We start from the raw sequence: 23,855 nt of genomic DNA, 5'->3' as shown, positions 1-23,855 counted from the left end.
GATGGCGGACGAACAGCAGACCCTGAATGATCTGTCGCAGCTGGGCGATGCCGTGAGCGGCACGCCGGCCGCCGGGGCCGAGGCCGCGCCCACTTACGAGCCCAAGATCGACGAGCATGGCCGCTCCTACGGCACCGGCCGGCGCAAGAACGCGATCGCCCGTGTCTGGATCAAGCCGGGCTCCGGCAAGATGACGGTCAACGGCAAGGAACTCGGCCAGTATTTCGCCCGGCCGACCCTGCAGATGATCGTGCGTCAGCCCTTCGAGACGGCCTCGCGCGCGGACCAGTTCGACGTGCTGTGCACCGTCTCCGGTGGCGGTCTCTCGGGCCAGGCGGGTGCCGTGCGTCACGGGATCAGCCGCGCCCTCGTCGCTTACGAGCCGGCGTTGCGCGCCAGCCTGAAGCCGGCCGGCTTCCTGACCCGCGACGACCGTAAGGTCGAGCGTAAGAAGTACGGCCGCGCCAAGGCCCGCCGCAGCTTCCAGTTCTCGAAGCGCTAAGGCCTGGGCCAATCGGTTCGGGGAAGGGGTTGGGCCCGTGCCCAACCCCTTTTTCGTGTCCATATCCCGGGCCGGGGTCGGAAAAGCCGGGATGAATTAAGGGTGGGGAGAGGGGAGTACAACTACCACGATTGACCTGCGTGGCGGTGATGCTTAACTATCGAGAGGATAGAGGGGCGGACGCGCTGCGTTGGAGTTTTTGCCATGGTGGGGGCGACATTATCCGATCCCGACCCGGAAAGGACAGGCGGTACAGGTAGCGCCTGCATCCTTGGACCGGAACGCTGTCACCTGATCATCGCGGGCCTCGCCGAACAGGCGGGCGCCCATCATTCGGATATCGCGCTGATATCGGCGCTCCACAATCTTTTCCGGCTCTATTCCGAATGGAACGCGGAACATTCGGTGCGCGTCGGGCATCATGCCCGCGTGCTTGCCGAATCGATGGGGCATGGGCGGCGCGACGCGGGGGCGGTCGGGCTCTGCGCTTGTCTCCACGACATCGGAAAACTCCATATATCGCGGTCGATCCTGGATAAGCCGGGTCGCTTGAGCGCGGATGAACGGGCGATCGTCGAGCAGCACCCGCTCGACGGGCTCTCCTGCCTCGACGAGTTGAGCCACGGCATTCGTCATATCGCGCAATCGGTGACCGCGCTGCATCACGAGAATTATGACGGGTCCGGCTATCCTTATGGGCTGTCGGGCGATGCGCTTCCGGACTCTGCGCAGTTTGTGCGTGTCTGCGACTTCTTCGACGCGTTACGGGCCGATAGACCCTATCGAAGGGGGATGTCGGCCTGGGCCGCGATGGAGGTTCTGAAACAGCGCAAATCCTTCTTCAGGACCGATGTGCTACGTACCTTCGAAGCGGACGTCGCGCCGTCGAACGCTGTTTACGCGTGATCGGGCTATGCGTGATTGGGGGGGCTGGGCCTGACCGTGTTGCCGTTTTCCCGCGACATAGTTCGACCGTCCTGGAAGCGTCGCCTCCTATGCGGGTATGTCCCTACGGAATAGCACGGGCGAATGCGTGCTTGCTCCGGGCGGCGCGGGGTCTAATCGTGGCGGCCATCGATTTCCTCGCGCGCAAATGGGAGTGCCACCGCGATCGAGACGTTCATCGCTCCGAAACCCGACCGACCGGACGGCCGCCCAGCCGACTGCCCAACCGACTGCCCAGCCGACCGCTTGGCCGCCCGCCCGGCCGCCCGGCCATCGTCGCCGCGCGTGGGCATCGCTATTGCCTCGATGGGGGAGGAACTGTGTCACTCGATCATTGGAACCCTGGCGCGGCGCGCGGGGGTTTCGAAACAGGATCTCGCGGTGGTCGCGACCCTGCATGACGCGCTTCGCCTGCATTCATTGTGGAGCGCCGAGCACGGCGTTCGGGTCGGCGTCCATGTTCGGGCGCTCGCGGGGGTCATCGGTATCGCCGCCCGCGAGGCGGCGACCTATGGGTTGTGCGCCTGCCTGCATGATATCGGCAAGCTGAAGGTGCCGATGCACATCCTGAACAAGCCGGACACCCTGACAAAGGACGAGCGCGCGGTGATCGAGCAGCATCCGAGCTTCGGCTTCCGGTGCATCCGGCACCTCTCTCCGGCGCTGCGGATCATGGCGGAGGCGATGATCGAGCTGCATCATGAGAATTACGACGGCTCCGGCTATCCTCTCGGGCTGGCCGGAGAGGAGATTCCAACCTCCGTTCACATCACGCATATCTGCGATGTCTACGACGCCATCCGCGCCGATCGACCCTATCGACGGGGGATGAGCCGCGAGCAAGCCGTTGCCATCATGGAGGAGAACGCGGCACTCTTTCACCCGGGCTATTTCGAGGCGTTCAAAAACAATCTGGAGACGCCGGCCCTGCTTCCGTCCTAGCGATTGGATGTGTGGATGACCCGGATCGCCGATATCGATCTTCTGACGCCGGTTTCGCTTTCGTCCCACAAGAAGGTGATCGAGGCGGCGATGCTGATGGATAAGCATGGTGTCGGCTCGATCCTCATCCTCGCTGGGGAGGGGAAGCTGACCGCCGTGATGACGGAGCGCGACATCGTGCGCGGTATCGCGCGGCACGGCGTCGACTACTCGCACCAGCGGATCGAGGACGTCATCCTGCACGCGCCGATCACGATCCATTCCGGGCGAAGCGTCGGCGACGCGGCCAAGATGATGGCCCGCCACAAGATCCGTCATTTGCCGGTGGTGGATGGGGAGCGGCTGCGCGGCCTGCTCAGCATCCGCGCGCTCCTTCCCTTCATCAAGGATGACGTGCCGTTCGATTTCCAGGACTGAAGGCGTCGCTCGTTTGCCCTTTCTTGTTTCCCGGGCGCCGGGTCCCTGCCGCCTATCGAAGCGGGCCGCTGGCCCTACGCGGCGGCCTGGCCCCCGGATAAAGTCACCGTCCATGGCGGCGTAGAGACGATAGCAAGGGGGACGATGTGAGCGATGATGGACCGGTCGGCAAGGGGGCAAGCGTGACGGCCGGGGAGGGGGTGCTCGTCCTCAATGCCGGATCTAGCTCGATCAAATTCGCGCTTTATCGCGCGAGCGACCTGTCGGTCGCCGCCGAGGGGCAGGTTGCCGGCCTCACCGGCGGGGACGCCCACTTTGCCGCCCGGCTTGGCGACGGCGCGGCCAAGGTCGATGAGGTGCTGGGCCCCGCCGGTCATCGCGAGGCGCTGGCGCGGGTCATCGGCTGGCTGTCCGGTCAGGACGCGGGCCGTCTACCCGGGATTTCCGCCGCCGGTCACCGGATCGTCCATGGCGGCGGCGTCTTCGCCGCGCCGGAACGCGTGAACGATGCGTTGCTGGAGCGGTTGCGCGCCTTCATCCCGCTCGCCCCGCGCCATCAACCGCACAATATCGCCGGCATCGAGGCGATGGCGACCCTCGCGCCGGAATTGCCGCAGGTCGGTTGCTTCGATACGGCCTTCCACGCGGCCATGCCGGAGGTGCGGACCCGCCTGCCGGTGCCGGATCGCTTCCACCGGGCGGGGCTGCGGCGCTATGGCTTCCATGGGCTGAGCTATCAATCGATCGTGGACCGGTTCGAACGAATGACGGGAACCGGCCTGCCGGAGCGGCTGGTCGTCGCCCATCTCGGCGCGGGAGCCAGCCTCGCCGGGGTACGGGCGGGACGCGGGGTCTATACGACGATGGGGTTCTCGCCGCTCGACGGGTTGATGATGGCGACGCGGCCGGGGCGCCTCGATCCCGGCGCGCTGCTTCACCTGATGCGGGAGGAAGGGCTGGACGCGGCGCGCCTGGAACGGCTTCTCTATGACGAATGCGGGCTTCTCGGCGTATCGGACGAGAGCGCGGATATGAAATCCCTGATGGAAAGCGGTACGGCGGGCGCGCGCGTGGCTCTCGACCTCTATCTGGATCGTCTGGTGCAGGAGATCGCCTCGGCCGCCGCGGCGCTTGATGGAATCGACGCGCTGGTCTTCACCGGGGGGGTGGGCGAGAACGCGGTCGGTCTTCGGGCGGAAGCGCTGGAACGCCTTGCTTGGATGGGTTTCCGTCTGGACCCTGCGGCGAACGCGGGCCACGGCCCCTGCATTACCCGGGACGGCGGCGGACCGGCGGCTTACCGCGTGCCGACGGATGAGCAATGGGTGATCGCGGAGGCTTGCCGGACGGTGCTGCGGGAGGGTGCTCTGGAAAAAAGTTGAAATGTGATCACAAATCGGCCCTAATGCTCGGGTCGCCGAAACGACAATTTTCCCAGCGATAGGGGACGGTGACCTTGGGAGACGGCCGGCCGCATGGGGAGGCGCCGGCGATCGACAGGGGGAGCACGGGCTGATCCGATGACGGACTCCGCGGACAACGCGGTGGATGTGGTGGGGGTCTCCAAGATCTTCGGTAGCGGAGATCAGGAGGTTCGCGCCTTGGACGACGTTTCCGTCTCCATTCGCCAGAACGAATTCTTCACGCTGCTCGGACCCTCGGGCTGCGGCAAGACCACGCTGCTGCGCCTGCTCGCCGGGTTCGAACATCCGACGCGCGGCCAGATTTTCCTCAACGGCAAGGACATCGCGGGCCTGCCGCCGAACCGGCGGCCGGTTAACACGGTGTTCCAGAGCTATGCGCTCTTTCCCCATCTGACGGTCGGCCAGAACATCGGCTTCGGGCTGGAGATGCTGGGTAAGCCGAAGGACGAGGTGGAGGACACTGTCGACCGCATGCTGAAGCTGGTGCGGATGGAGGCGCTTAAGAAGCGCCGCACCAGCCAGATTTCCGGCGGCCAGCAGCAGCGCGTGGCGCTCGCCCGCGCGCTCGCCCCGCATCCGGAGGTGCTGCTGCTCGACGAGCCGCTGTCGGCGCTCGACTTCAAGCTGCGCAAGGAAATGCAGCTCGAACTGAAGCGTCTGCAGAATGAAACCGGCATCACTTTCATCTTTGTCACCCACGATCAGGAAGAGGCGTTGACCATGTCGGACCGCGTCGCGGTGATGCGCGACGGCAATATCCTTCAGGTCGGCAGTCCCCGCGACATCTACGATCGCCCGGCGGAGCGGTTCGTGGCCGATTTCATCGGCGATTCGAACTTCCTGCGCGCTGTCATCAAGGATGTATCGGGGGGACGCGCGCGCCTCGCCCTCGATGCCGGCATGGAAACGGAAGCCGAACTGCCAGACGGCATGGCGGAGAGCGGGGCCGTCACCGTCGTCGTCCGGCCGGAACAGGCGCGCTTCCTCGACGGCGAGCCGGGCGCGCGCGAGACGGTACTGGAAGGCCGGGTGGAGACGGTCGTCTATTTCGGGACGGACACGCACTATCATATGACCCTGTCTTCCGGGGAGCGCTTCATCGCCCGCATCCAGAACGACGATCGCGGCGAGCGCGCGCCGGAGCAGGGCAGTGCCGTTCGGGTCGCGATCCCGACCCGCGCCGTCCAGGTGCTGAAGGACTGAGGGCCGAATCCGATGACGGGGACGGACGATATCCGGCAAGACGCGGGGGGCAGGGCCGAGGCGGAGGCCGCGCGCCGGCGGGTCCGCGTCAATTGGCTGCTCTCGGCCCCGGCGCTGGTCTGGCTCGCCTTCGCGGCGAGCGGGCCGCTCCTCATCATGGCGGTGTACAGCTTCCTGACGCCGGGCGATTACGTCGGCGTGATCTGGGATTTCTCGACGGAGGCTTGGTTCCAGGTTCTTTTCAGCCGCGATATCTTCGATCAGACGGTAAGCCTCGCGGACGCCCATCTGACCATCTTCTGGCGGTCGCTCAGCCTGTCGATGTTGACGACGCTCTCGACCCTCGTGCTCGGCTTCCCGACCGCCTATTTCATCGCGACGCGGCCGCGTGATCAGCGCCCGCTCTGGCTTTTCCTGGTGACCATTCCCTTCTGGACCAATCTGTTGATCCGCACGTTCGCGATCATGGAGTTGATCCGGAACGAGGGGCTGATCAATTCCGTGCTGTTGAAGTTCGGCCTGATCGATCAACCGATCCAGATGCTCTTCACGGACGGTGCGACGCTGGTCGGCATGGCCTATGTCTATTTGCCGCTGATGGTGCTGCCGCTCTACGCCTCGATGGAGCGTCTCGATTTCAAGCTGGTCGAGGCCGGATACGACCTTTACGCCACGCGCTTCCAGGTTCTGCGCAAGGTGATTTTCCCGCTGGTGAAGCCGGGAGTCATCGCGGGCTCGATCCTGGTCTTCATCCCCTCGCTCGGCGCCTATGTGACGCCGCGCCTCTTGGGCGGCGGGCGCAACATGATGATGGGTAACTTCATCGAGTTGCAGTTCGGCGCGGGCCGGAACTGGCCGCTTGGCGCCGCGCTCTCCATTACCTTGCTGTTCGTCGTCATGGCGGCGCTGATCGTCTATGTGCGCAATGTCGGGAAGGGAGGGGCCGGTCATGGCTGATCCGCTTTCGACGGGCGTCGGCGGGGCCGGGGAACGGCGGGCGAAGCGGTTCTCCGTTCAGACGATGCCGGGCTTCACGATCATGGCCGCGCTGTGCTTCATCGCGCTCTACGCGCCGCTTTTCCCCATGGTCTTCTATAGCTTCAACGCGGGCGAGAGCATCGCGGTTTGGCAGGGCTTCTCCTGGCGCTGGTATGAAAGCGCCTGGGGGAACGAATTGGTGAAGGACGTCACCATCCGCTCGCTCGTGGTTGCCTGCTTCGCCTCCGCGATCGCGACGACGCTGGCGACGCTGGCCGCGCTCGGCACCACCCGGACGGAGGCGTTCAAGGGCCAGACCTTCATCTATGTCATCATCAACCAGCCCCTGATGGTTCCGGAGATCGTGACCGGCGTCGCGCTGCTCGTCTTTTTCGCCATGATCAAGGTGGCGACGGGCTATACCGGACTGGCCTATCTGATCGCGGCGCACACGGCTTTCTGCATCCCCTTCGCCTATCTGCCGATCCGCGCGCGGCTGGAAGGGATGGATAAGACGCTGGAGGCGGCCGCCGCCGATCTCTATGCCACGCCGTTTCAGGCCTTCCGCCGTATCACCCTGCCGTTGATGGCGCCCGGCATCGTGGCCGGCGCGATGCTGGCCTTCGTCATCTCGCTCGACGACGTGGTCATCACCGAATTGGTGAAGGCGGCCGGGCAGGACACGCTGCCCACCTATATGCTGGGCCAGCTTCGCCGGGCCATCACGCCGGAAATCAACGCGATTTCGACCGCGTTGCTGGCGATCACGGTGGTGCTGCTCACCGCCATCTTTTTCCTGACCCGCAAGAAGGAGTGAGCGATACTGAACGGGGATCGCGCGGGCAGGGTCGACCCATTATCGAGTGCACGGAATAGGGCCAACACCAAAACAGGGAGAGTACCGATGAAAGCCAAGTTGATCGGCGCCGTCGCCACGGCGGCTCTGCTCGCCACCAGCGGCCAGGCACTGGCCGAGGGTACGCTGAATATCTTCAACTGGGGCAATTACACGAACCCCGACCTGATCGAGAAATTCGAGAAGGAATACGACGTCGAGGTCACGCTGACCGATTATGACAGCAACACCACCGCGCTCACCAAGATCAAGGCGGGCGGTCATGGTTTCGACATCGTGGTGCCGTCGGCGAGCTACATCCAGGTCTATGTCAAGGACGGCCTGCTGATGGAGACGCGCCCGGACCAGATGGAGAATTTCAAGCACATGGAGGAGCGCTGGGTCGATGTCGAGTTCGACCCGGGCCGGCACTATACCGTTCCGTGGCAATGGGGCACGACCGGCGTCGCCGTCAACACGACCGCCTATTCCGGCGATCCGAACACGGCGGAGATCTTCCTGAAGCCGCCGGCGGAGCTGGAAGGCAAGGTCAATGTCGTGCCGGAGATGAACGACGTCATGACCATCGCCGAGCTCTATGTCGGTGACGAACAATGCACCGCCGACATGGATGTGCTGAAGGAAGTGCGCGACCTGCTGATGGCCGCCAAGCCGAAGTGGATCGCCATGGACTACGGCACCACCGAGAAACTGGCCAAGGGCGACCTGATGGCGAGCGTCAACTGGAACGGCTCCACCTTCCGTGCCCGCCTGGAGAATCCGAACGTCGTCTATGGCTATCCGGCGACCGGCTATCCGATCTGGATGGATAACGTGGCCGTCCTCGCCGATGCGCAGAACGTGGAGAACGCGAAGCTCTTCCAGAACTTCATCATGGCGCCGGAGAACGCGGCCCTGATCTCGGAGTTCGCGCGCTACGCCAACGGTATCAAGGGCTCGGAGGAGTTCATGCCGGAGGAAATGAAGACCGCGCCGGAGATCGTCGTGCCGGAGGAATTCGCGGACGCCGGTGTCTTCACCAAGGAATGCCCGCCGGAGGTCCAGAAGCTGCGGACCGCGATCTGGACGGAACTGACGAAGTAAGTCGCCGCCCCCGGGGGGAAGCGATTTGGAGCCCGGTGCGGGGAACCGCGCCGGGCTTCCTTCTTATTCGACCGCTTAATTAACGGGCGGCGGGTTTCAACGTGGCGGCCGGCGCTGTTCCCCGATGAGGGCGGCGAGCTTGGCGATCCCCGGCTCGATCTTCTCGTCCGCGATGGAGGAAAAGCCCAGGCGGAAGAAATTGCGCGGTGGCCGATCGCCGGCGAAATTCACGCTGCCGGGCTCCAGTACCAGCCCCTCGTGCAACGCCCGTTCGGCGAGCGCGTCGGCGTCGAGTTCCGCCGGTCCCTCGACCCAGAAGCTCGTGCCGCCGAAACCGGGCGCCTGCGACGTGCCGGGCAGGTGACGGTCCAGCGCCTCGCTCATCAGCCGCCAGCGGCGCTTATAGGTCTTGCCCAGCCGCTTCACATAGGTGTCGTGATGGCCTTGCGCGATGAAAAGGCCGGCGATCCGCTGCACCTCCGTCGGCGGATGGCGCAGCATCAGGCGGCGCAGCGCGCGCAACTCGTCCACCACCGGGCGGCTCGCCACCAGATAGCCGAGCCGAAGGCCCGGAAAGAGCGTCTTCGAGAGGCTGCCGACATAGATCACGCGCCCGTCTCGATCCATCGATTTCAGGGCCGGTGTCGGTTCCGCGACATAGTTCGCTTCCGGCTCGTAATCATCCTCGATCAGGATGCAGTCATGCTCGGTCGCGTAATCCAGCAGCGCCTGCCGCCGCGCCAGCGGCATGGTGACGGTCGTCGGAAAATGATGGCTGGGGGTGACGAAGATATAATCCGCCCCGTCCAGCCGCCCGTCGACCGGCAGACCGCCCGCGTCGACGGCCAGCGTGCGCAAACGGTTGGTGCGAAGCTGCGCCAGATTGCGGAAATCGGGATAGCCGGGGTCGGCCATCACGACCGTGTCGCTGGGTTGCAGGAAGAGGCTGGCCAGCAGATAGAGTGCGTTCTGCGCGCCCAGCGTGATGAGAATCTCACCCGCGCTGGCCGTGACCCCGCGCCGGGGCAGGAGATGGGTGCGGATCTGCTCGACCAGGACCGGGTCGTCCTCGCCCAGCATATCGTGGGTGACCTCGTCGAACATCCGGCGGCCGAGCACCTGGCGGCTGCAATCGCGCCATTCGGCGAGCGGGAACAGCGTGGTGTCCGTCTGCCCGTAAATGAAGGGGTAGGGCAGGCTGCGCCAATCCTTGGGCTTGCGGATATTCTGTTGGCGCGAGGGGCGAATGCGGAAACGCCGCTCCATATCCGGCGCATCGCCGGCGGGAATCTCGCTGATCGGCGTCTCGCGCGCGGGGGGCTGCACGCGGCCCTGCATCACGTCGTCGGCGACGTAGAAGCCGCTGCGCTCCCGCGCCACCAGGAAGCCGTCGTCGACGAGCCGTTGATAGGCATAGACGACCGTATTGCGCGAGACGCGCAGACGTTTCGCCATCGCCCGGCAACTGGGGAGCGGATCGCCCGGCGGCAACTGGCCGGACAGGACGGCATCAACAATCAATTCCCGGATCTGGGCTTGAATGCTCAGCGGAGAATCCGGCCTTATATGGAACAGTGCGTCTCGCATGGACGTTATGAAACTCCCGTACCGCGCCCCACCTTCCGGGGGCCTGTTATTGGACTGATCGACATGGATCGTCTGGCCCTAGTGTTGGGCCAATCTCGACGCTACGGTAGGGATGGATCGGTGACAAGGGCGGACGGCGGCGGGTCGCGCGTCAGGGCCCGTCACGAGGAACGAGGATAGTAGGGTAAGCCGATGAAATACGAGGCGAATTCGCTTGAGAATCTATGGATGCCCTTCACCGCCAACCGGGATTTCAAGGCAAGTCCCCGTCTGGTCGTGAAGTCGGAGGGCGTCTATCTCTGGAATCACGAAGGCGGCCGGCTGATCGACGGCTCCTCCTCGCTCTTCAATGTCGCCTGCGGTCATGGCCGCAAGGAGATCGCCGAGGCGGTGAGCCAGCAGTTGCATGAATGCGACTATTCCCCCTCCTTCCAGATGGGCCATCCCTGGAGCTTCGAACTGGCCCAGAAGGTGACGCGTCTGACGCCGGACGAGATCAACCACGTCTTCTTCACCAACTCCGGTTCGGAATCGATCGACACGGCATTGAAGATGGCGATGGCCTATCACCGCGCCCGGGGCGACGGCCAGCGCCTGCGTTTCGTCAGCCGGGAGCGCGCCTATCACGGTGTCAACATGGGGGGCGTCTCGCTCGCCGGCATGGTGAAGAATCGGGAAACCTTCCAGGCCGTCCTGCCGAATGTCGTGCATATGCGCCACACCTGGCTGGACGCGAATCGCTATCAGTGGGGCCAGGGCGAGCATGGCGCCGATCTGGCGGAGGATCTGCAGCGCGCCGTCGACACCTATGGCGGTACCACCATCGCGGCCTGCTTCGTCGAGCCGATCGCGGGCTCGACCGGCTGCCTCGTCCCGCCCAAGGGCTATCTGGAGCGGCTGCGCGAGATTTGCGACGCCAACGGCATCCTGCTTGTCTTCGATGAGGTGATCACCGGTTTCGGTCGCCTCGGCAAGCCCTTCGCGGCTCAGGCCTTCGGCGTGACGCCGGACATCATGACCATGGCCAAGGCGATCACCAACGGCGCGCAGCCGATGGGCGCCGTCGCGGTCAAGGACAGCCTTTACGAGACGATCACCGAGGCCGCGCCGGAGGACGCGATCGAGTTCTTCCACGGCTATACCTATTCCGGCCATCCGGCGGCCTGCGCGGCCGGCATCGCGACCATGGATATCTATGAGCGCGAGGGACTCTTCGATCGGGCGGCGAAACTGGCGCCCTATTTCGAGGAGAAGATGATGGGGCTGAAGGATATCGACGCCATCACCGATATTCGGGGTTACGGCCTGATGTCGGCTTTCGACATCAAGGGCGACGGCAATGCCATGCAGAAGATCTTCTTCAAGAACGGCCTGCATGTGAAGTTCACCGGCAATGCCGGCATCGTCGCCCCGCCGTTGGTCGTCGAGGAGGCGCAGATCGACGATTTGGTCGCCGTCATCCGCAAGTGCCTGACGGAGAACTGATCCGCGTTCCGGCGATTGTCGGATAAGCTGTTACGGGAGAACCCCGCCGCCCCTCGGGCGCGCGGGGTTTTTCTTTTGGAAAGGCGCGGCGCGCGTGCCGGGAGGGGGCATGAACAAAACCCCCGCCGACCGGCGGTCGGCGGGGGAGGGGCACAGGGTCGACAGGGAGCGCCAGGGGTCCTGTACGCGCCGGTCCTATCGACCCGATAGCGATCGGCGCGCCTGTTACGCGAACGCATCCTCCCAGGTGCCCTGGGTGGAGGCCTTGGAATATTCGGTCGCCCGGTTCTCGAAGAAATTGGCGTGCTCCACGCCGTTCAGGATCTCGTCCATCCAGCGCAGCGGGTTCTTCTCCACGCCGTAGAGCGGGTCGAGGCCGAGTTGGCCGAGCCGCCGGTCGGCGATATAGCGGATATACTGCTTCACCTCCGAGGCCGAGAGCCCCTGCACGTCACCATGCTCGAAGGCGAGGTCGATGAAGGCGTCCTCATGGGTGACGATGGTGGCGCAGGCGTCCTGCAGTTCCGTCTGGAAATCCTCGGTCCAGACTTCCGGGTTCTCCGCCACGAAGCTCTTGAACAGGCGGATGATCGAGGTGGTGTGCAGCGACTCGTCGCGCACCGACCAACTGACGATCTGACCCATCCCCTTCATCTTGTTGTTGCGTGGGAAGTTCATCAGCATGGCGAAGCTGGCGAAGAGCTGCAGCCCCTCGGTGAAGGCGCCGAAGACCGCCAGCGTCTTGGCGATATCCGGCTTGGTCTCCATGCCCCAGCCCTGCATGTAGTCGTACTTGTCCTTCATCTCCTTGTATTTGAGGAAGGCCTGGTACTCGACCTCAGGCATGCCGATCGTGTCCAGCAGGTGGCTGTAGGCCGCGATATGCACCGTCTCCATGTTGGAGAAGGCGGCCAGCATCATCTGCACCTCGGTCGGCTGGAACACCTGCGCGTAACGCTTCATGTAGCAGTTGTTCACCTCGACATCCGCCTGAGTGAAGAAACGGAAAATCTGGGTGAGGAGATTCCGCTCCCCCTCCGTCAGGTTGCGGTGCCAGTCCTTCACGTCGTCGGCCAGCGGCACTTCCTCCGGCAGCCAATGGATACGCTGCTGGGTCAGCCACGCATCATAGGCCCAGGGATAGCTGAACGGCTTGTAGACGGGGCTGGCGTCGAGGAGGCTCATATCGTTCCGGTATCCTGGTTTTCCCGTGTTGCGTCTCGTGGCGCCGCGCGGCTGTCGGGGGTTACTGACAGCTCAGGCATTCCTCGTAATCCGGCGGGTCCTGCGGCTTGCCGCCGCCGACCCGGCCCATCATGGGCACGGCAACGGAGCCCCCCATCTGACCGGCCGACGTGTCGGAGCGCGGCTTCAGGATGGAGGCGTCGGCCTCCGCCCGCTGGATCGACTTGGAGCGGCAGTAATAGAGGCTCTTGATCCCCTTCTTCCAGGCCTGGAAGTGGAGTTGGTGCAGCTCCCGCTTATGCACGTCGGCCGGCAGGAAGACGTTCAGCGACTGCGCCTGGCAGATATGCGGCGCGCGGTCGGCCGCATGCTCGATCAACCAGCGCTGGTCGATCTCGAAGGCGGTCTTGAAGACGTCCTTCTCCTCGTCGGTGAGGAAGTCGAGATGCTGGACCGACCCCTCGTTGATCGAGATCGAGGACCAGGTGTCGTCGTCGTCCTTGCCCTTCTCCGCCAGCAGCGCCTTCAGATGCTTGTTGCGTACCGAGAAGCTGCCGGACAGCGTCTTGTGCGTGAAGCTGTTGGCCGCGATCGGCTCGATCCCCGGGCTGGCGCCGCCGCAGATGATCGAGATCGAGGCCGTCGGCGCGATCGCCATCTTGTTGGAGAAGCGTTCCTCGATCCCGAATTCGGCCGCGTCGGGGCAGGCCCCGCGCTCGCGCGCCAACGCCACGGAGGCCGCGTCCGCCTTGGCCCGAACATGGCGGAACATCCGGTTGTTCCAGACCTTCGCCATCACCCCTTCCCAGGGGATCATCTGGCTTTGCAGGAAGCTGTGGAAGCCCATGACGCCGAGCCCGACCGAGCGTTCCCGCATCGCCGAATACTTGGCGCGCACGAAATCATCGGGCGCGTTGTCGATGAAATCCTGGAGCACGTTGTCGAGGAAGCGCATCACATCCTCGATGAAGCGCTCATCGCCCTCCCATTCCAGATATTTCTCCAGATTGAGGGAGGAAAGACAGCATACCGCCGTGCGCTGCATGCCCCAGATATCCTCGCCGGTCGGCAGCGTGATCTCGGAGCAGAGATTGGAGGTCTTCACCTCCAGTCCCGCGAGCTTCTGATGCTCCGGCCGGGCGTTGTTCACATGGTCGATATAGATGACATAGGGCTCGCCCGTCTCGATCCGCGCGGTCAGGATGCGGATCCACAGATCGCGCGCGCGCACCTTGCGGATGGTGCTGCGGTCCTTCGGGCTTTGCAGCTTCCACTCCAGATCTTCCTCGACCGCGCGCATGAAATCGTCGGTCAGCAGCACGCCGTGATGGAGGTTGAGGGCCTTGCGGTTCGGATCGCCGCCGGTCGGACGGCGGATTTCCAGGAACTCCTCGATCTCCGGGTGCCAGATCGGCAGATAGACGGCGGCCGAGCCCCGGCGCAGCGACCCCTGGCTGATCGCCAGCGTCAGCGAATCCATCACCCGGATGAAGGGAACGACGCCGGAGGTCTTGCCGTTCTGCCCGACCGTCTCGCCGATCGAGCGCAGATTGCCCCAATAGCTGCCGATGCCGCCGCCGCGCGCGGCGAGCCAGACATTCTCGTTCCACAGGCCGACGATGCCCTCCAGGCTGTCATTGGCCTCGTTCAGGAAGCAACTGATCGGCAGGCCGCGCTTCGCCCCGCCATTGGACAGCACCGGCGTCGCGGGCATGAACCAGAGCTTGGAGATATAGTCGTAGAGCCGCTGGGCATGGGCGCTGTCGTCGGCGAAATGCATCGCGACGCGCGCGAACATGTCCTGGGGCTCCTCTTCTGGGAGGAGATAGCGGTCCTCGACCGTGGCGAGGCCGAAGGGGGTCAGGTTCCCGTCGCGCTCCCGGTCGACCACGACGCTGATACCGCGGTCGTTCTGTTTATGGTCGCGCGCCTCGATATCGAGGTCGCCCTCCAGATCGAGAACACCGCCTTCCGTCGCAACCCGCGCGCGCAGACGCAGGAGCGCCTCGTCCACGTCGCGTTTCGCGTTGGCGCGGGTTTCGTCGCTCGCCTTGTAGGACCCATCAGGCATCGCTGTCTTTCCCCAGTTCGGACCATCGGACGGGCCATGCCCCAATATCTTGAAGCGGCCCGTCATGCTCGTTCACTTGTTCGCCGACTATTCGGCACTTATCCACAGGGGTTCCTCGCGGCCCCACCGTCGACGGCCTCCCAACTCGGGACATGCCGGTCGCGCGAGAAATTTGTCCCCGACTTCCACAGGTCGCTATCGCCCCGGTGACTGTGGATTAACACCATATGAGCACCATATATCGTGTCACCGGGTCAGCGAGCACCAAGATATAGCGAAGCCCTTTCCCCGTCAAAGGAAGATGTCCCGGTTTCGCCACAATCGGACGCGTCGGGCGTGGGATCATGGATGCGCGGCGGCCCCGGCCAGGGCAGAGTGGCGGGTAACGGCTCCCATACGGAGGGTCAACAGGACCGATGTTGGACAGCGCGGCGCGCAGGCTGATCGATCCCCCGCTCGACCGGGCCGGGGCGATCCTGGCGCGTCTCGGGGTTTCCGCGGACTGGGTGACGCTCGCCGGTCTGGTTCCGGGCGCGGGTGCCGTCTGGGCCTTGGGCGCGGGCGAATTCGCCATCGCGCTCGTCCTGATTCTCCTGAACCGTCTGGCCGACGGGCTGGATGGGGCGGTCGCGCGGCACACGCGGCTGACGGATTTCGGCGGCTATCTCGACATCGTCTCCGATTTCGTCTTCTACGCGGCCGTGCCGGTCGGCTTCGCGCTGGCCGACCCGGCGCGCAACGCGTTGCCGGCGGCCGTGCTGCTCCTCGCCTTCATGGGCACGGCCTCGGCTTTCCTCGCCTTCGCGACGATCGCGGCGAAGCGGGGACTTTCCACGCGCGCGCGGGGGCGCAAGAGCTTCTATTACCTGGGCGGCTTGGCGGAGGGGACGGAGACGATCCTCGTCTTCCTGGCGGCCTGCCTTATGCCCCGGTATTTTCCCTGGATCGCCTATGGCTACGCGCTATTGTGCGCCGCGACGGTCGTGGGTCGGGTGGCGATGGCCCGGCGGCATTTTCGCGATCCGGATGATGGGGGCGACGCCAGGGGCGGGGGCAGCGGGGCCGGCGGCCCGGGAAGACGGGATGGATGAAGGACGATGTGCGGACGCTATTCCCTGAAAACGCCGGTCGACGGCTTGCGCGAGTTGTTCGGGTTCAAGGAACTGCCGAATCTGCCGCCACGCTATAATATCGCGCCGGCGCAGGCGGTGCTGGCGGTTCTGCGTGGCGACGGGCTGCGCGACCAGGATGCCTATGAGGGCGGGCCGCGCGCGGCGATCCAGCGCTGGGGATTGGTGCCGGGTTGGGCAAAGGATACGAGCATCGCGTCCAAGATGATCAATGCCCGCGCCGAGACCGTGCGCGAGAAGCCCGCCTTCAAGAAGGCGTTCCAGCGCCGGCGCTGTCTTCTCCCCGCCGATGGGTTCTATGAATGGAAGACGATGAAGGGCGGCAAGCAGCCTTTCCGAATCCGTTTCGCCGACGGTGGTCCCTTCGCCTTCGCCGGCCTGTGGGAGCGGTGGCAGGGCGCCGACGGCAGCGAGTTGGAGACCTGCGCCATCGTCACAACCGATGCGGCGCCCGCGATCGCGGAACTGCATCACCGCATGCCGGTGATCCTGGACCCGGCGGCGTTCGACACCTGGCTCGGCGGCGGGCAGGGGGAGGCGGAGGCATTGCTGACCCCCTATGCGGGCGGCCGGATGCTGGAGTTCTTCCCCGTCGACCGCGGGCTCAACGACGTGCGTAACGACGATGCCGGCCTTCTGGAGCCGATCGAGCTAGACCGCGCGCCGCCAACCGATACGCGCGGGCAGATGTCGTTGTTCTGAGAGAGGAGGGCCGGAGGGGCTGAAAGAACGGGCGCCGTTCAACTATTCCGCCAGCGCAGCGACAGGCAGGAAAGACCGGCATCCAGCTTCGCCATTTCCGCCACCGCCAGTATCTCGACCGCGCAGCCGGTGCCGGCCAATAGATCGGCCGTGCGCGGAAAGCCCTCGGCCACCAGGATCGTCCCGTTGAGGCGAAGCGCGTTCGCCGCCGGCTCCTCCCCCTCCGGCACTGTCAGGACATCGAGGCCCCGGAAAACGCCGGAGGCGGCCAGGCGCGCCGTGCTCAACACCCGCTCCGGGCCCAACGGCGCGCAGTCCGACTTGAAATGCAGCACATCCTCCGGCGTGCGCACGATCTCGCCTACGAGGCCCAGGCGGTCGAGCGCGGCGACCAGCGCCTCCGCGCCCGCCCGGTCGGTCCTGTCCGACAGGCCGATCATGACGCGATCGCCGAGCCGCAGTACATCGCCGCCGTCCACATGGCCGGGGCCGGGCAGGCGGGTCGTCGGCGCGAACCGGTTTTCCAGCACCGGGGCCAGCGCCTCCGCCTCCGCGAAGCGGCTGGGCGCGCCGGGGCGCAGCAGGATGGCGCCCGTCTCGAACACCAGCGCCGGGTCCTCCAGGAAGAGACTGTCGGGCAGGTCGTCGAGCGGCGGCAGGATCTCGACATCGAGGCCGGCCCGGCGCAGGGCCGCGACATAGGCCGCGTGCTCCGCCATCAGGGCGGCCGGGTCCGGCGCGCCGTGATCGACGGCGCGTAAGCCGTCCGCGACGCGTGCGGGCGGGGTGCGAACCAGGGCATGGGTGAAATCGGTCGACATGGCGGGGTCAGTATCGGGGCAAGCGGCCCTCGATTCCAGGATGAAGACTGATAGACTCGCGATCCGACCAGCCACGCGCGCCAACCGGAAAATGAGGGAGCCCGTTCATGATCGTCTTGTCCGTCGTCTTCACCGTGGAATCGTCCCGGGTGGAGGCCTTCCGCGCCGCCGTCTTGGGGCAGGCGGCCCAATCGCTGGCGAACGAGCCGGGGTGCCTGCGTTTCGACGTGGCCACCGATCCGGAGGACGAGACACGCTTCCATCTCTATGAGGTCTATACCGACGAAAAGGCGGTCGAGGCGCATCGCGCGACCGGCTATTTCGCCGATTTTCGGGGGACCGTCGATCCCTGGACCAAGGGGCGGGAGCTTCAAACCTGGACGCTGATCGGCCCGGAGGCGATCGATCCGCCGCCCAGCGCCCGGGAATAGGCGTCGCGGGCGAGGCCGCCTAGCGGGAGGGCTGGGACGGCCGCCGCGGGCGCGCGTCCGGGACAAGCGCGAAATCGCCGAGGCGGATCGGCTTGCGCTTGCGCCCCCATGTGCCGGGCCGGGCTTCGAAATGGCCGGCGATCGCGGTGCCGCAATTGGTGCAATGGCCGCCCTGACCGATGGCCCACCGGGTCAGTTGGTGCCAGTCGCGCCCGATCACCGGCGCCTCGCAGCAGGGGCAATAGGTGGTCGCCGTCGGCTCGTGATGGATGTTGCCGGTATAGGCATGGTGAATGCCCGCGCTCCGGGCGATGCGGTGGGCGCGGAACAGGGTTTCGGCCGGCGTGCGCTCCTTGTCCCGCATGCGGTAATCCGGGTGGAAGGCGGTGAAGTGAATCGGTACGTCGGGGCCGAGGCGCTCCATCACCCATTGGCACAGCGCCTCCAATTCGGCTTCGGAATCGTTCTCGCCCGGGATCAGCAGCGTCGTCAGTTCGACCCACACATCGGTTTCGTTGACGAGCCAGTCTACGGTTTCCAGCACATTGCCGAGCTGCCCGGTGCAGAGCTTGCGATAGAAATCCTCCGTGAAGCCCTTGAGGTCGATATTGGCCGCGTCCATGGCGCCGAAGAAATCCTCCCGCGCGGCCTCCTTCACGTAACCGGCGCTGACCGCGACGTTCTTGATTCCCCGCGCGCGGCAGGCCGCCGCGACATCCGTCGCATATTCCAGGAAGATCACCGGATCGTTGTAGGTATAGGCGACGGATCGGCAGCCGGTTCGCCGCGCGGCCTCCGCGATCGCTTCCGGCGGGGCCTGGTCCATCAGTCTGTCCATCTTCCGGCTCTTGGAGATGTCCCAATTCTGACAGAACTTGCAGGTGAGATTGCAGCCCGCCGTCCCGAAGCTCAAAACCGGGGTGCCGGGAAGGAAATGATTGAGAGGCTTTTTCTCAATAGGGTCAATGCAGTATCCGGAAGACCTTCCGTAAGTTGTTAGAACAAGGCGGTCGCCAGTCCGCGCCCGGACGAAGCACAGACCCCGTTGGCCTTCCTTCAGTTTGCATTCGCGCGGGCAGACGTCGCATTGAATGCGCCCGTCCGCCAGCCACTGCCAGTGGCGCGCCGGAACGCCCTCTATCGCCTCGTCGGGTAGAATGACCGCTTGATCGGACATCGCCTGCCTCGCCGGTCGCTCGCGTGCGGGGCCGCTCTTAATGGAGGCCCCTCGCATTCGGGACGCTTCATACGATATCATGGAAAGAGGCCCGCTGACAGGAGGAGGCCCGCGATGACCCAGCTCCGCGCCCCGGACTCGGAAAACCCCGACGCGCCGTCGATCCGTCCGGCCGCCGTCGCCGGGATGTTCTATCCGAAGGAGCCGACGGCGCTGGCCGCGATGCTGGACCGGATGCTGGCGGAGGCCCCGGCGCCTACCGGCCCCGCGCCGAAGGCGATCATCGCGCCGCATGCGGGCTATGTCTATTCCGGCGCGCTGGCGGCGGCGGCTTATAAGCGTCTTCAGCCGGCGGCGGGGGAGATCGAGCGGATCGTCCTGCTCGGCCCCTGTCACCGGGTGTCGGTCGAAGGGCTGGCCACCAGTTCGGCGCGGGCCTGGGAGACGCCGCTCGGCCCCGTGCCGTTGGCCAGGGCGCAGTTGGACGCGGTGGCTGCATTGCCGCAGGTCACCGTCTCCGATCCGGCCCATGCCCAGGAGCACAGCCTGGAAGTCCATCTTCCCTTCCTGCAACGGCTGTTGCCGAAGGGCTTCACGCTTGCCCCCTTCGCGGTCGGCCGTGCCGATGCTGCGGCGGTGGCGGCGGTGCTGGAGGCCCTGTGGGGCGGACCGGAGACGCGGATCGTGATCTCCAGCGACCTCAGCCACTATCTGGACTATGAAACCGCGCGGGACCTCGACGGCCGGACCGCCGCCGCGATCGAGGCGCTGGACTGGCGATCGATCGGGCGGGAGCAGGCGTGCGGCCGGGTGCCGGTTTCCGGGTTGCTCGACCTCGCGCGCCGCCGGGGCATGGGGATCGAGCGGGTGGGGCTCTGCTCCTCCGGCGATACCAAGGGGCCGAAGGACAGGGTGGTCGGCTATGGCGCCTGGGCCCTGAGCGACGGCGCGGCCACGCCCACGGAAACGAAGACGATGGCGGAGATCGGCCGCACGCAAGGCGTTCGGCTTTTGAACATCGTCGATGCGGTGATCGACCGGACGCTGGAAACCGGCAAGGCGCCGGCGGTCGATGTGGCGAGTTTCGCGCCCGAACTGCGCGCGCCCGGCGCGACCTTCGTGACGGTCGAGAAAGGGGGGCGGTTGCGCGGTTGCATCGGCAGCCTGGAGGCGCACCGGCCGTTGATCGAGGATCTGGTCAAGAACGCCCACGCCGCCGCCTTCAAGGACCCGCGCTTCCCGCCGGTCACGAAGGCGGAGCGGGGGGCGCTCTCCTGCTCGATCTCGCTGCTTTCCCCGGCGGCGGAGATTACGGGACTGGAGAAGGAGGCCGACCTGATCGCGGCCCTGAGGCCCGGACGGGACGGCCTCATCATCCAGGACGGCAGGCGCCGCGCGACCTTCCTGCCGCAGGTGTGGGAGCAGATCCCGGAGCCCGCCCAATTCCTCGCCCAGTTGAAGCGCAAGGCGGGCCTCGCCCCCGACCACTGGTCACCGACGATGAAGGCGTGGCGCTATTCCGTGACGAAGATTGCGCGGCGGGCGGCGCCGGAGGGCGGCGCCTCCTGACCCGGACCCCGCCGGTGGCTATTCGGGGCGTGTGTCAGAGGGTTTCCAGCAGCGCGCCGATGCGCGTCATCGCCTCCTCGATATTCTCGGTCGAATTGGCGTAGGAGAAGCGCAGATAGCCCTCCGCATGAACGCCGAAGCTCGGCCCCGCGATGGCGGCGACGCCGGCCTCCTCCAGCAGGCGATCCTGGGCCTGCTTGGCGGTCAGGCCCGTGCCCTCGATATTGGGGAAGGCATAGAAGGCGCCGCCGGGCTCCACGCATCGGAAACCGGGCAGGGCGTTGAGGCGCTCCAGGATCACGCGGCGGCGTGCGTCGAAGGCGGTCAGCATCTCCTGCACCGCGTCCTGTGGTCCCTCCAGCGCGGCGATCCCGGCGAACTGGGTCGGCGCGTTGACGCAGGAATGATCATTGACGCACAGCCGCACGACGCTTTCGACCAATGCCTCCGGCCAGACGGCATAGCCGAGGCGCCATCCCGTCATGGCATAGCGTTTCGACCAGCCGTCGAGCATGATCGCCTGATCCTTCAATGCGGGATAGCTCAGGATCGAGCGGTGTTCCCGCCCGTCATAGAGCATGGTCGAATAGATCTCGTCGGACAGGATGGCGACGTCCGGGCGCTCCGCCAGCGCGGCGGCGAGCTTGTCCATCTCCTCGGCCGGGGTGACGCCGCCGGTCGGGTTGGCCGGGGAATTGACGATGACGAGTCGCGTGCGCTCCGTCATCCGGGCGATCACGTCATCGGCGCGGAAGGCGAAGGCGTTCTCCTCCAGCAGCGGCAGGGGCACGGCCTTCGCGCCGGAATATTCGATGGCGGATCGATAGATCGGGAAGCCCGGATCGGGATAGATGATCTCCGCCCCCGGCTCGCCGAACATCAGGATCGCGAAGAACATGGTGGGCTTGCCGCCGGGCACGACGACGACGCGCTCCGGGTCGACCTCGACCGAATGGCGGGCATTCAGGTCGGCGGCCACCGCCTCGCGCAGCGCCGGGATGCCTTGCGCCGGGGTATAGCCGTGATGGCCGTCGCGTAGCGCCTTCACCGCCGTCTCCACGATATGCGCCGGCGTCGGGAAATCCGGCTGGCCGATGCCCAGATTGATCACCGGCGCCTCGCCCTTGGCGCGCCGGGCTTGATCCAACCGCGCGGCGCGGGCCAGCACGTCGAAGGCGGTTTCCGTGCCCAGGTTCTGCAGGTTCGCGGCGGTTTTCAGCATCTCGGCCTCCCGATCCTCGGATTTATTCCCGTTTGGTTAGGCGCTCGCGCGGGATTCGGCAAGAGCGTGTCCGCTGTGAGGGGCGCGTGAACGAGCGATGCTTGACGCTCGCAAACGAACGGCGTAGAAGCGCTCCCGCCCGGCCCGGTCAGGGGCGGCGCCTTCATCGTGGTGGCTGTAGCTCAGTTGGTTAGAGCGCCTGGTTGTGGTCCAGGAGGTCGTCGGTTCGAACCCGATCAGCCACCCCATTTTCCCGCCATTCTCTCCTTTCCCCTACGCCCTATCGGTACTTTCCCCATCCGTCTCGCGCGAAAGTGAGTGACGAACCGGCCTCCTTTTCGTTTTAATGGGGCCAACCGATGCCCAGTTTCCGGTCCAGGGCAATGAGATCCGGATGGGCGCCACCCCGCTAAATGGCCGCGGGGTTGGTAGGGATGTTGAAGAGGTTACAATAACCCTCTGACGAAACAGGGAAAGGGGATATCATGAAGAAGTCTATGGCACTGGCCCTCGCGGCCGGCGTCGCGGTCTCGTCCTGGGGCCTGACGGGGCCGGGCACGGCCGAGGCGGAGACGCTGCGCTGGGCGCGCGCGGGCGATTCGCTGACGCTCGATCCGCACGCGCAGAACGAGGGGCCGACGCACACCCTCTCTCATCAGATTTACGAGCCGCTGCTTCATCGCGACATGGAGGGCAAGGTCGTTCCGGCGCTGGCGACGGAATGGGCGCCGACCGATGACCCCTCGGTCTGGCGCTTCACGCTGCGCGAGGGGGTGACGTTCCACGGTGGCGAGACCTTCACGGCCGATGACGTCGTCTTCTCGATCGAACGGGCGATGAAGCCGACCTCGGGCATGAAGGAGCTTCTCAACTCGATCGCCGAGGTGAGGAAGGTCGACGATCTGACGGTCGATTTCGTGACCGACGGGCCGAACCCGCTGCTGCCGAACAACCTGACCAACCTCTTCATCATGGATGAAGGCTGGACGACGGAGAACGACGCGGCCGATCCGCAGGACTTCGCCGCCGGCGGCGAGAACTATGCCGTGCGGAACGCCAACGGCACCGGCGCCTACATGCTGGAAAGCCGCACGCCGGACGAGCGAACCGTCCTCAAGGCGAACCCGGATTATTGGGGCAAGGATAGCTTCCCGCTGGAGGTCACGGAGATCGTCTATACCCCGATCCAGTCGGCGGCGACCCGCGTCGCGGCGTTGCTGTCGGGCGAGGTGGACTTCATCCAGGACGTGCCGGTCCAGGATCTGGGCCGCGTCGGCGAGCAGGATGGCCTCAAGGTCGTCACCGCCCCGCAGAACCGCACGATCTTCTTCGGCCTCAATGTCGGCGGCGACGATCTGACGAGCGACAATGTCGAGGGCGCGAATCCCTTCGCCGACGTGCGCGTGCGCCGTGCCATGAACATGGCGATCAATCGCGAGGCCATCCGTCAGGTCGTGATGCGCGAGCAGTCGATCCCCGCCGGCGTCATCATGCCCCCGTTCGTCAACGGCTGGACCGAGGAACTCGACGAATACCCCGCGCACGATGTGGAGCAGGCCAAGGCCCTGATGGCGGAGGCCGGCTATGGCGACGGCTTCTCGGTCACGCTGAACTGCCCGAACGATCGCTACATCAACGACGAGGCGATCTGTCAGGCCGCCGTCGGCATGCTGGGTCAGATCGGCATCGACGTCGCCCTCGACGCCAAGCCGAAGGCGCAGCATTTCCCGCTGATCAGCAAGTGGGAGACGGATTTCTACATGCTGGGCTGGGGCGTGCCGACCTTCGATAGCGAGTACATCTTCAACTTCCTGGTCCACACCAAGACCGACGAGTTGGGGAGCTGGAACGGCACGCGCTATTCCAATCCGGAGCTGGACGAGAAGATCGTCTCGCTCGCGTCCCAGACCGATCTTGCGGCGCGCGATGCCACGATCGCCGAGATCTGGGCGCAGTTGCAGGAGGATCGCATCTATCTGCCGATCCACCATCAGGTGCTGAACTGGGGCATGAAGGATAATGTCGCCTTCGACGTGCAGCCCGAGGATCAGCCGCACTTCAAGTACATGACCTTCAACTGACGGTCCGGTGAACCCGGGCCGCCCCGGCGCGCGTATCATGCGCG

Annotated in this window: 21 protein-coding genes and 1 tRNA gene; 16 read left to right on the top strand and 6 right to left on the bottom strand. The window is 65.5% G+C overall.

Translation table 11 applies throughout. The features are described from left to right. Position 1: 1 nt before the first annotated feature. The 9 genes from rpsI (at position 2) to KAJ83_RS07135 (ending at position 8,350) form a co-directional block, all read left to right on the top strand. On the top strand, positions 2-502 hold the full coding sequence (rpsI, locus tag KAJ83_RS07175; RefSeq protein WP_210681376.1) for a 30S ribosomal protein S9: 501 nt from the start codon (positions 2-4) through the stop codon (positions 500-502). A gap of 204 nt (positions 503-706) precedes the next feature. After that, complete coding sequence (locus KAJ83_RS07170) at positions 707-1,408, top strand: HD-GYP domain-containing protein (protein ID WP_210681375.1); 702 nt, start codon at positions 707-709, stop codon at positions 1,406-1,408. A gap of 345 nt (positions 1,409-1,753) precedes the next feature. Next, complete coding sequence (locus KAJ83_RS07165; protein ID WP_210681374.1) at positions 1,754-2,389, top strand: HD-GYP domain-containing protein; 636 nt, start codon at positions 1,754-1,756, stop codon at positions 2,387-2,389. Between the two features lie 15 nt (positions 2,390-2,404). After that, positions 2,405-2,806, top strand: coding sequence for a CBS domain-containing protein (locus tag KAJ83_RS07160; RefSeq protein ID WP_210681373.1), 402 nt, complete (start codon positions 2,405-2,407; stop codon positions 2,804-2,806). A gap of 146 nt (positions 2,807-2,952) precedes the next feature. After that, positions 2,953-4,188 (top strand): acetate/propionate family kinase, encoded by a 1,236-nt coding sequence (locus KAJ83_RS07155; RefSeq protein ID WP_210681372.1) that lies wholly within the window; start codon positions 2,953-2,955, stop codon positions 4,186-4,188. 138 nt (positions 4,189-4,326) lie between these two features. Further along, positions 4,327-5,433 (top strand): ABC transporter ATP-binding protein, encoded by a 1,107-nt coding sequence (locus KAJ83_RS07150; protein WP_210681371.1) that lies wholly within the window; start codon positions 4,327-4,329, stop codon positions 5,431-5,433. A gap of 12 nt (positions 5,434-5,445) precedes the next feature. Then, positions 5,446-6,390: an ABC transporter permease gene (locus KAJ83_RS07145; protein ID WP_210681370.1), complete on the top strand. Its 945-nt coding sequence runs from the start codon at positions 5,446-5,448 to the stop codon at positions 6,388-6,390. Further along, positions 6,383-7,228, top strand: coding sequence for an ABC transporter permease (locus KAJ83_RS07140; RefSeq protein WP_210681369.1), 846 nt, complete (start codon positions 6,383-6,385; stop codon positions 7,226-7,228). The genes KAJ83_RS07145 and KAJ83_RS07140 overlap by 8 nt, the downstream gene beginning before the upstream one ends. Before the next feature lie 87 nt (positions 7,229-7,315). Next, positions 7,316-8,350, top strand: coding sequence for an extracellular solute-binding protein (locus tag KAJ83_RS07135; protein ID WP_210681368.1), 1,035 nt, complete (start codon positions 7,316-7,318; stop codon positions 8,348-8,350). Between the two features lie 96 nt (positions 8,351-8,446). Here the strand turns inward: KAJ83_RS07135 and pdxR are convergent, their stop codons facing one another. Further along, a complete protein-coding gene (gene pdxR, locus KAJ83_RS07130) occupies positions 8,447-9,937 on the bottom strand; it encodes a MocR-like pyridoxine biosynthesis transcription factor PdxR (protein WP_281413105.1) in 1,491 nt (496 codons plus the stop codon). 192 nt (positions 9,938-10,129) lie between these two features. Here pdxR and aptA point away from each other — a divergent pair, with 192 nt between their 5' ends. Next, the gene (gene aptA, locus KAJ83_RS07125; RefSeq protein WP_246484305.1) at positions 10,130-11,422 is read left to right on the top strand and encodes an omega-aminotransferase AptA; all 1,293 of its coding nucleotides are present in this window, start codon (positions 10,130-10,132) and stop codon (positions 11,420-11,422) included. Positions 11,423-11,647: 225 nt separating this feature from the next. On the opposite strand, the gene KAJ83_RS07120 is transcribed toward aptA, so the two are convergent. Continuing rightward, on the bottom strand, positions 11,648-12,607 hold the full coding sequence (locus KAJ83_RS07120; RefSeq protein WP_210681366.1) for a ribonucleotide-diphosphate reductase subunit beta: 960 nt from the start codon (positions 12,605-12,607) through the stop codon (positions 11,648-11,650). Between the two features lie 61 nt (positions 12,608-12,668). Beyond that, the gene (locus tag KAJ83_RS07115) at positions 12,669-14,678 is read right to left on the bottom strand and encodes a ribonucleoside-diphosphate reductase subunit alpha (protein WP_210681365.1); all 2,010 of its coding nucleotides are present in this window, start codon (positions 14,676-14,678) and stop codon (positions 12,669-12,671) included. A 416-nt stretch (positions 14,679-15,094) separates the two neighbouring features. Between KAJ83_RS07115 and KAJ83_RS07110 the strand changes: the two genes are divergently transcribed. After that, entirely contained in the window at positions 15,095-15,769 is a 675-nt protein-coding gene (locus tag KAJ83_RS07110; protein ID WP_210681364.1) for a CDP-alcohol phosphatidyltransferase family protein, read from the top strand. A gap of 6 nt (positions 15,770-15,775) precedes the next feature. Next, positions 15,776-16,510 (top strand): SOS response-associated peptidase, encoded by a 735-nt coding sequence (locus KAJ83_RS07105; RefSeq protein WP_210681363.1) that lies wholly within the window; start codon positions 15,776-15,778, stop codon positions 16,508-16,510. A 38-nt stretch (positions 16,511-16,548) separates the two neighbouring features. Here the strand turns inward: KAJ83_RS07105 and KAJ83_RS07100 are convergent, their stop codons facing one another. Beyond that, positions 16,549-17,331 (bottom strand): dimethylarginine dimethylaminohydrolase family protein, encoded by a 783-nt coding sequence (locus KAJ83_RS07100; protein ID WP_210681362.1) that lies wholly within the window; start codon positions 17,329-17,331, stop codon positions 16,549-16,551. A 107-nt stretch (positions 17,332-17,438) separates the two neighbouring features. Between KAJ83_RS07100 and KAJ83_RS07095 the strand changes: the two genes are divergently transcribed. Beyond that, complete coding sequence (locus KAJ83_RS07095; protein WP_210681361.1) at positions 17,439-17,762, top strand: putative quinol monooxygenase; 324 nt, start codon at positions 17,439-17,441, stop codon at positions 17,760-17,762. A gap of 19 nt (positions 17,763-17,781) precedes the next feature. Here the strand turns inward: KAJ83_RS07095 and amrS are convergent, their stop codons facing one another. Then, complete coding sequence (gene amrS, locus KAJ83_RS07090) at positions 17,782-18,939, bottom strand: AmmeMemoRadiSam system radical SAM enzyme (protein WP_210681360.1); 1,158 nt, start codon at positions 18,937-18,939, stop codon at positions 17,782-17,784. A gap of 114 nt (positions 18,940-19,053) precedes the next feature. On the opposite strand from amrS, the gene amrB reads away from it, so the two are divergent. Continuing rightward, on the top strand, positions 19,054-20,508 hold the full coding sequence (gene amrB, locus KAJ83_RS07085; RefSeq protein ID WP_210681359.1) for an AmmeMemoRadiSam system protein B: 1,455 nt from the start codon (positions 19,054-19,056) through the stop codon (positions 20,506-20,508). 34 nt (positions 20,509-20,542) lie between these two features. On the opposite strand, the gene KAJ83_RS07080 is transcribed toward amrB, so the two are convergent. Continuing rightward, positions 20,543-21,730, bottom strand: coding sequence for a pyridoxal phosphate-dependent aminotransferase (locus KAJ83_RS07080; RefSeq protein ID WP_210681358.1), 1,188 nt, complete (start codon positions 21,728-21,730; stop codon positions 20,543-20,545). A gap of 171 nt (positions 21,731-21,901) precedes the next feature. On the opposite strand from KAJ83_RS07080, the gene KAJ83_RS07075 reads away from it, so the two are divergent. Both KAJ83_RS07075 and KAJ83_RS07070 read left to right on the top strand, forming a co-directional pair. Beyond that, positions 21,902-21,978: transfer RNA gene (locus tag KAJ83_RS07075), tRNA-His, on the top strand. Between the two features lie 237 nt (positions 21,979-22,215). Next, positions 22,216-23,811, top strand: a complete 1,596-nt coding sequence (locus tag KAJ83_RS07070) for an ABC transporter substrate-binding protein (protein ID WP_210681357.1) — start codon at positions 22,216-22,218, stop codon at positions 23,809-23,811. Positions 23,812-23,855: the final 44 nt, after the last annotated feature.

The sequence above is a fragment of the Marivibrio halodurans genome (genome assembly GCF_017963645.1).
Lineage (GTDB): Bacteria > Pseudomonadota > Alphaproteobacteria > UBA8366 > Aestuariispiraceae > Marivibrio > Marivibrio halodurans.
This window is presented reverse-complemented; position numbering and strand designations above follow the sequence as displayed.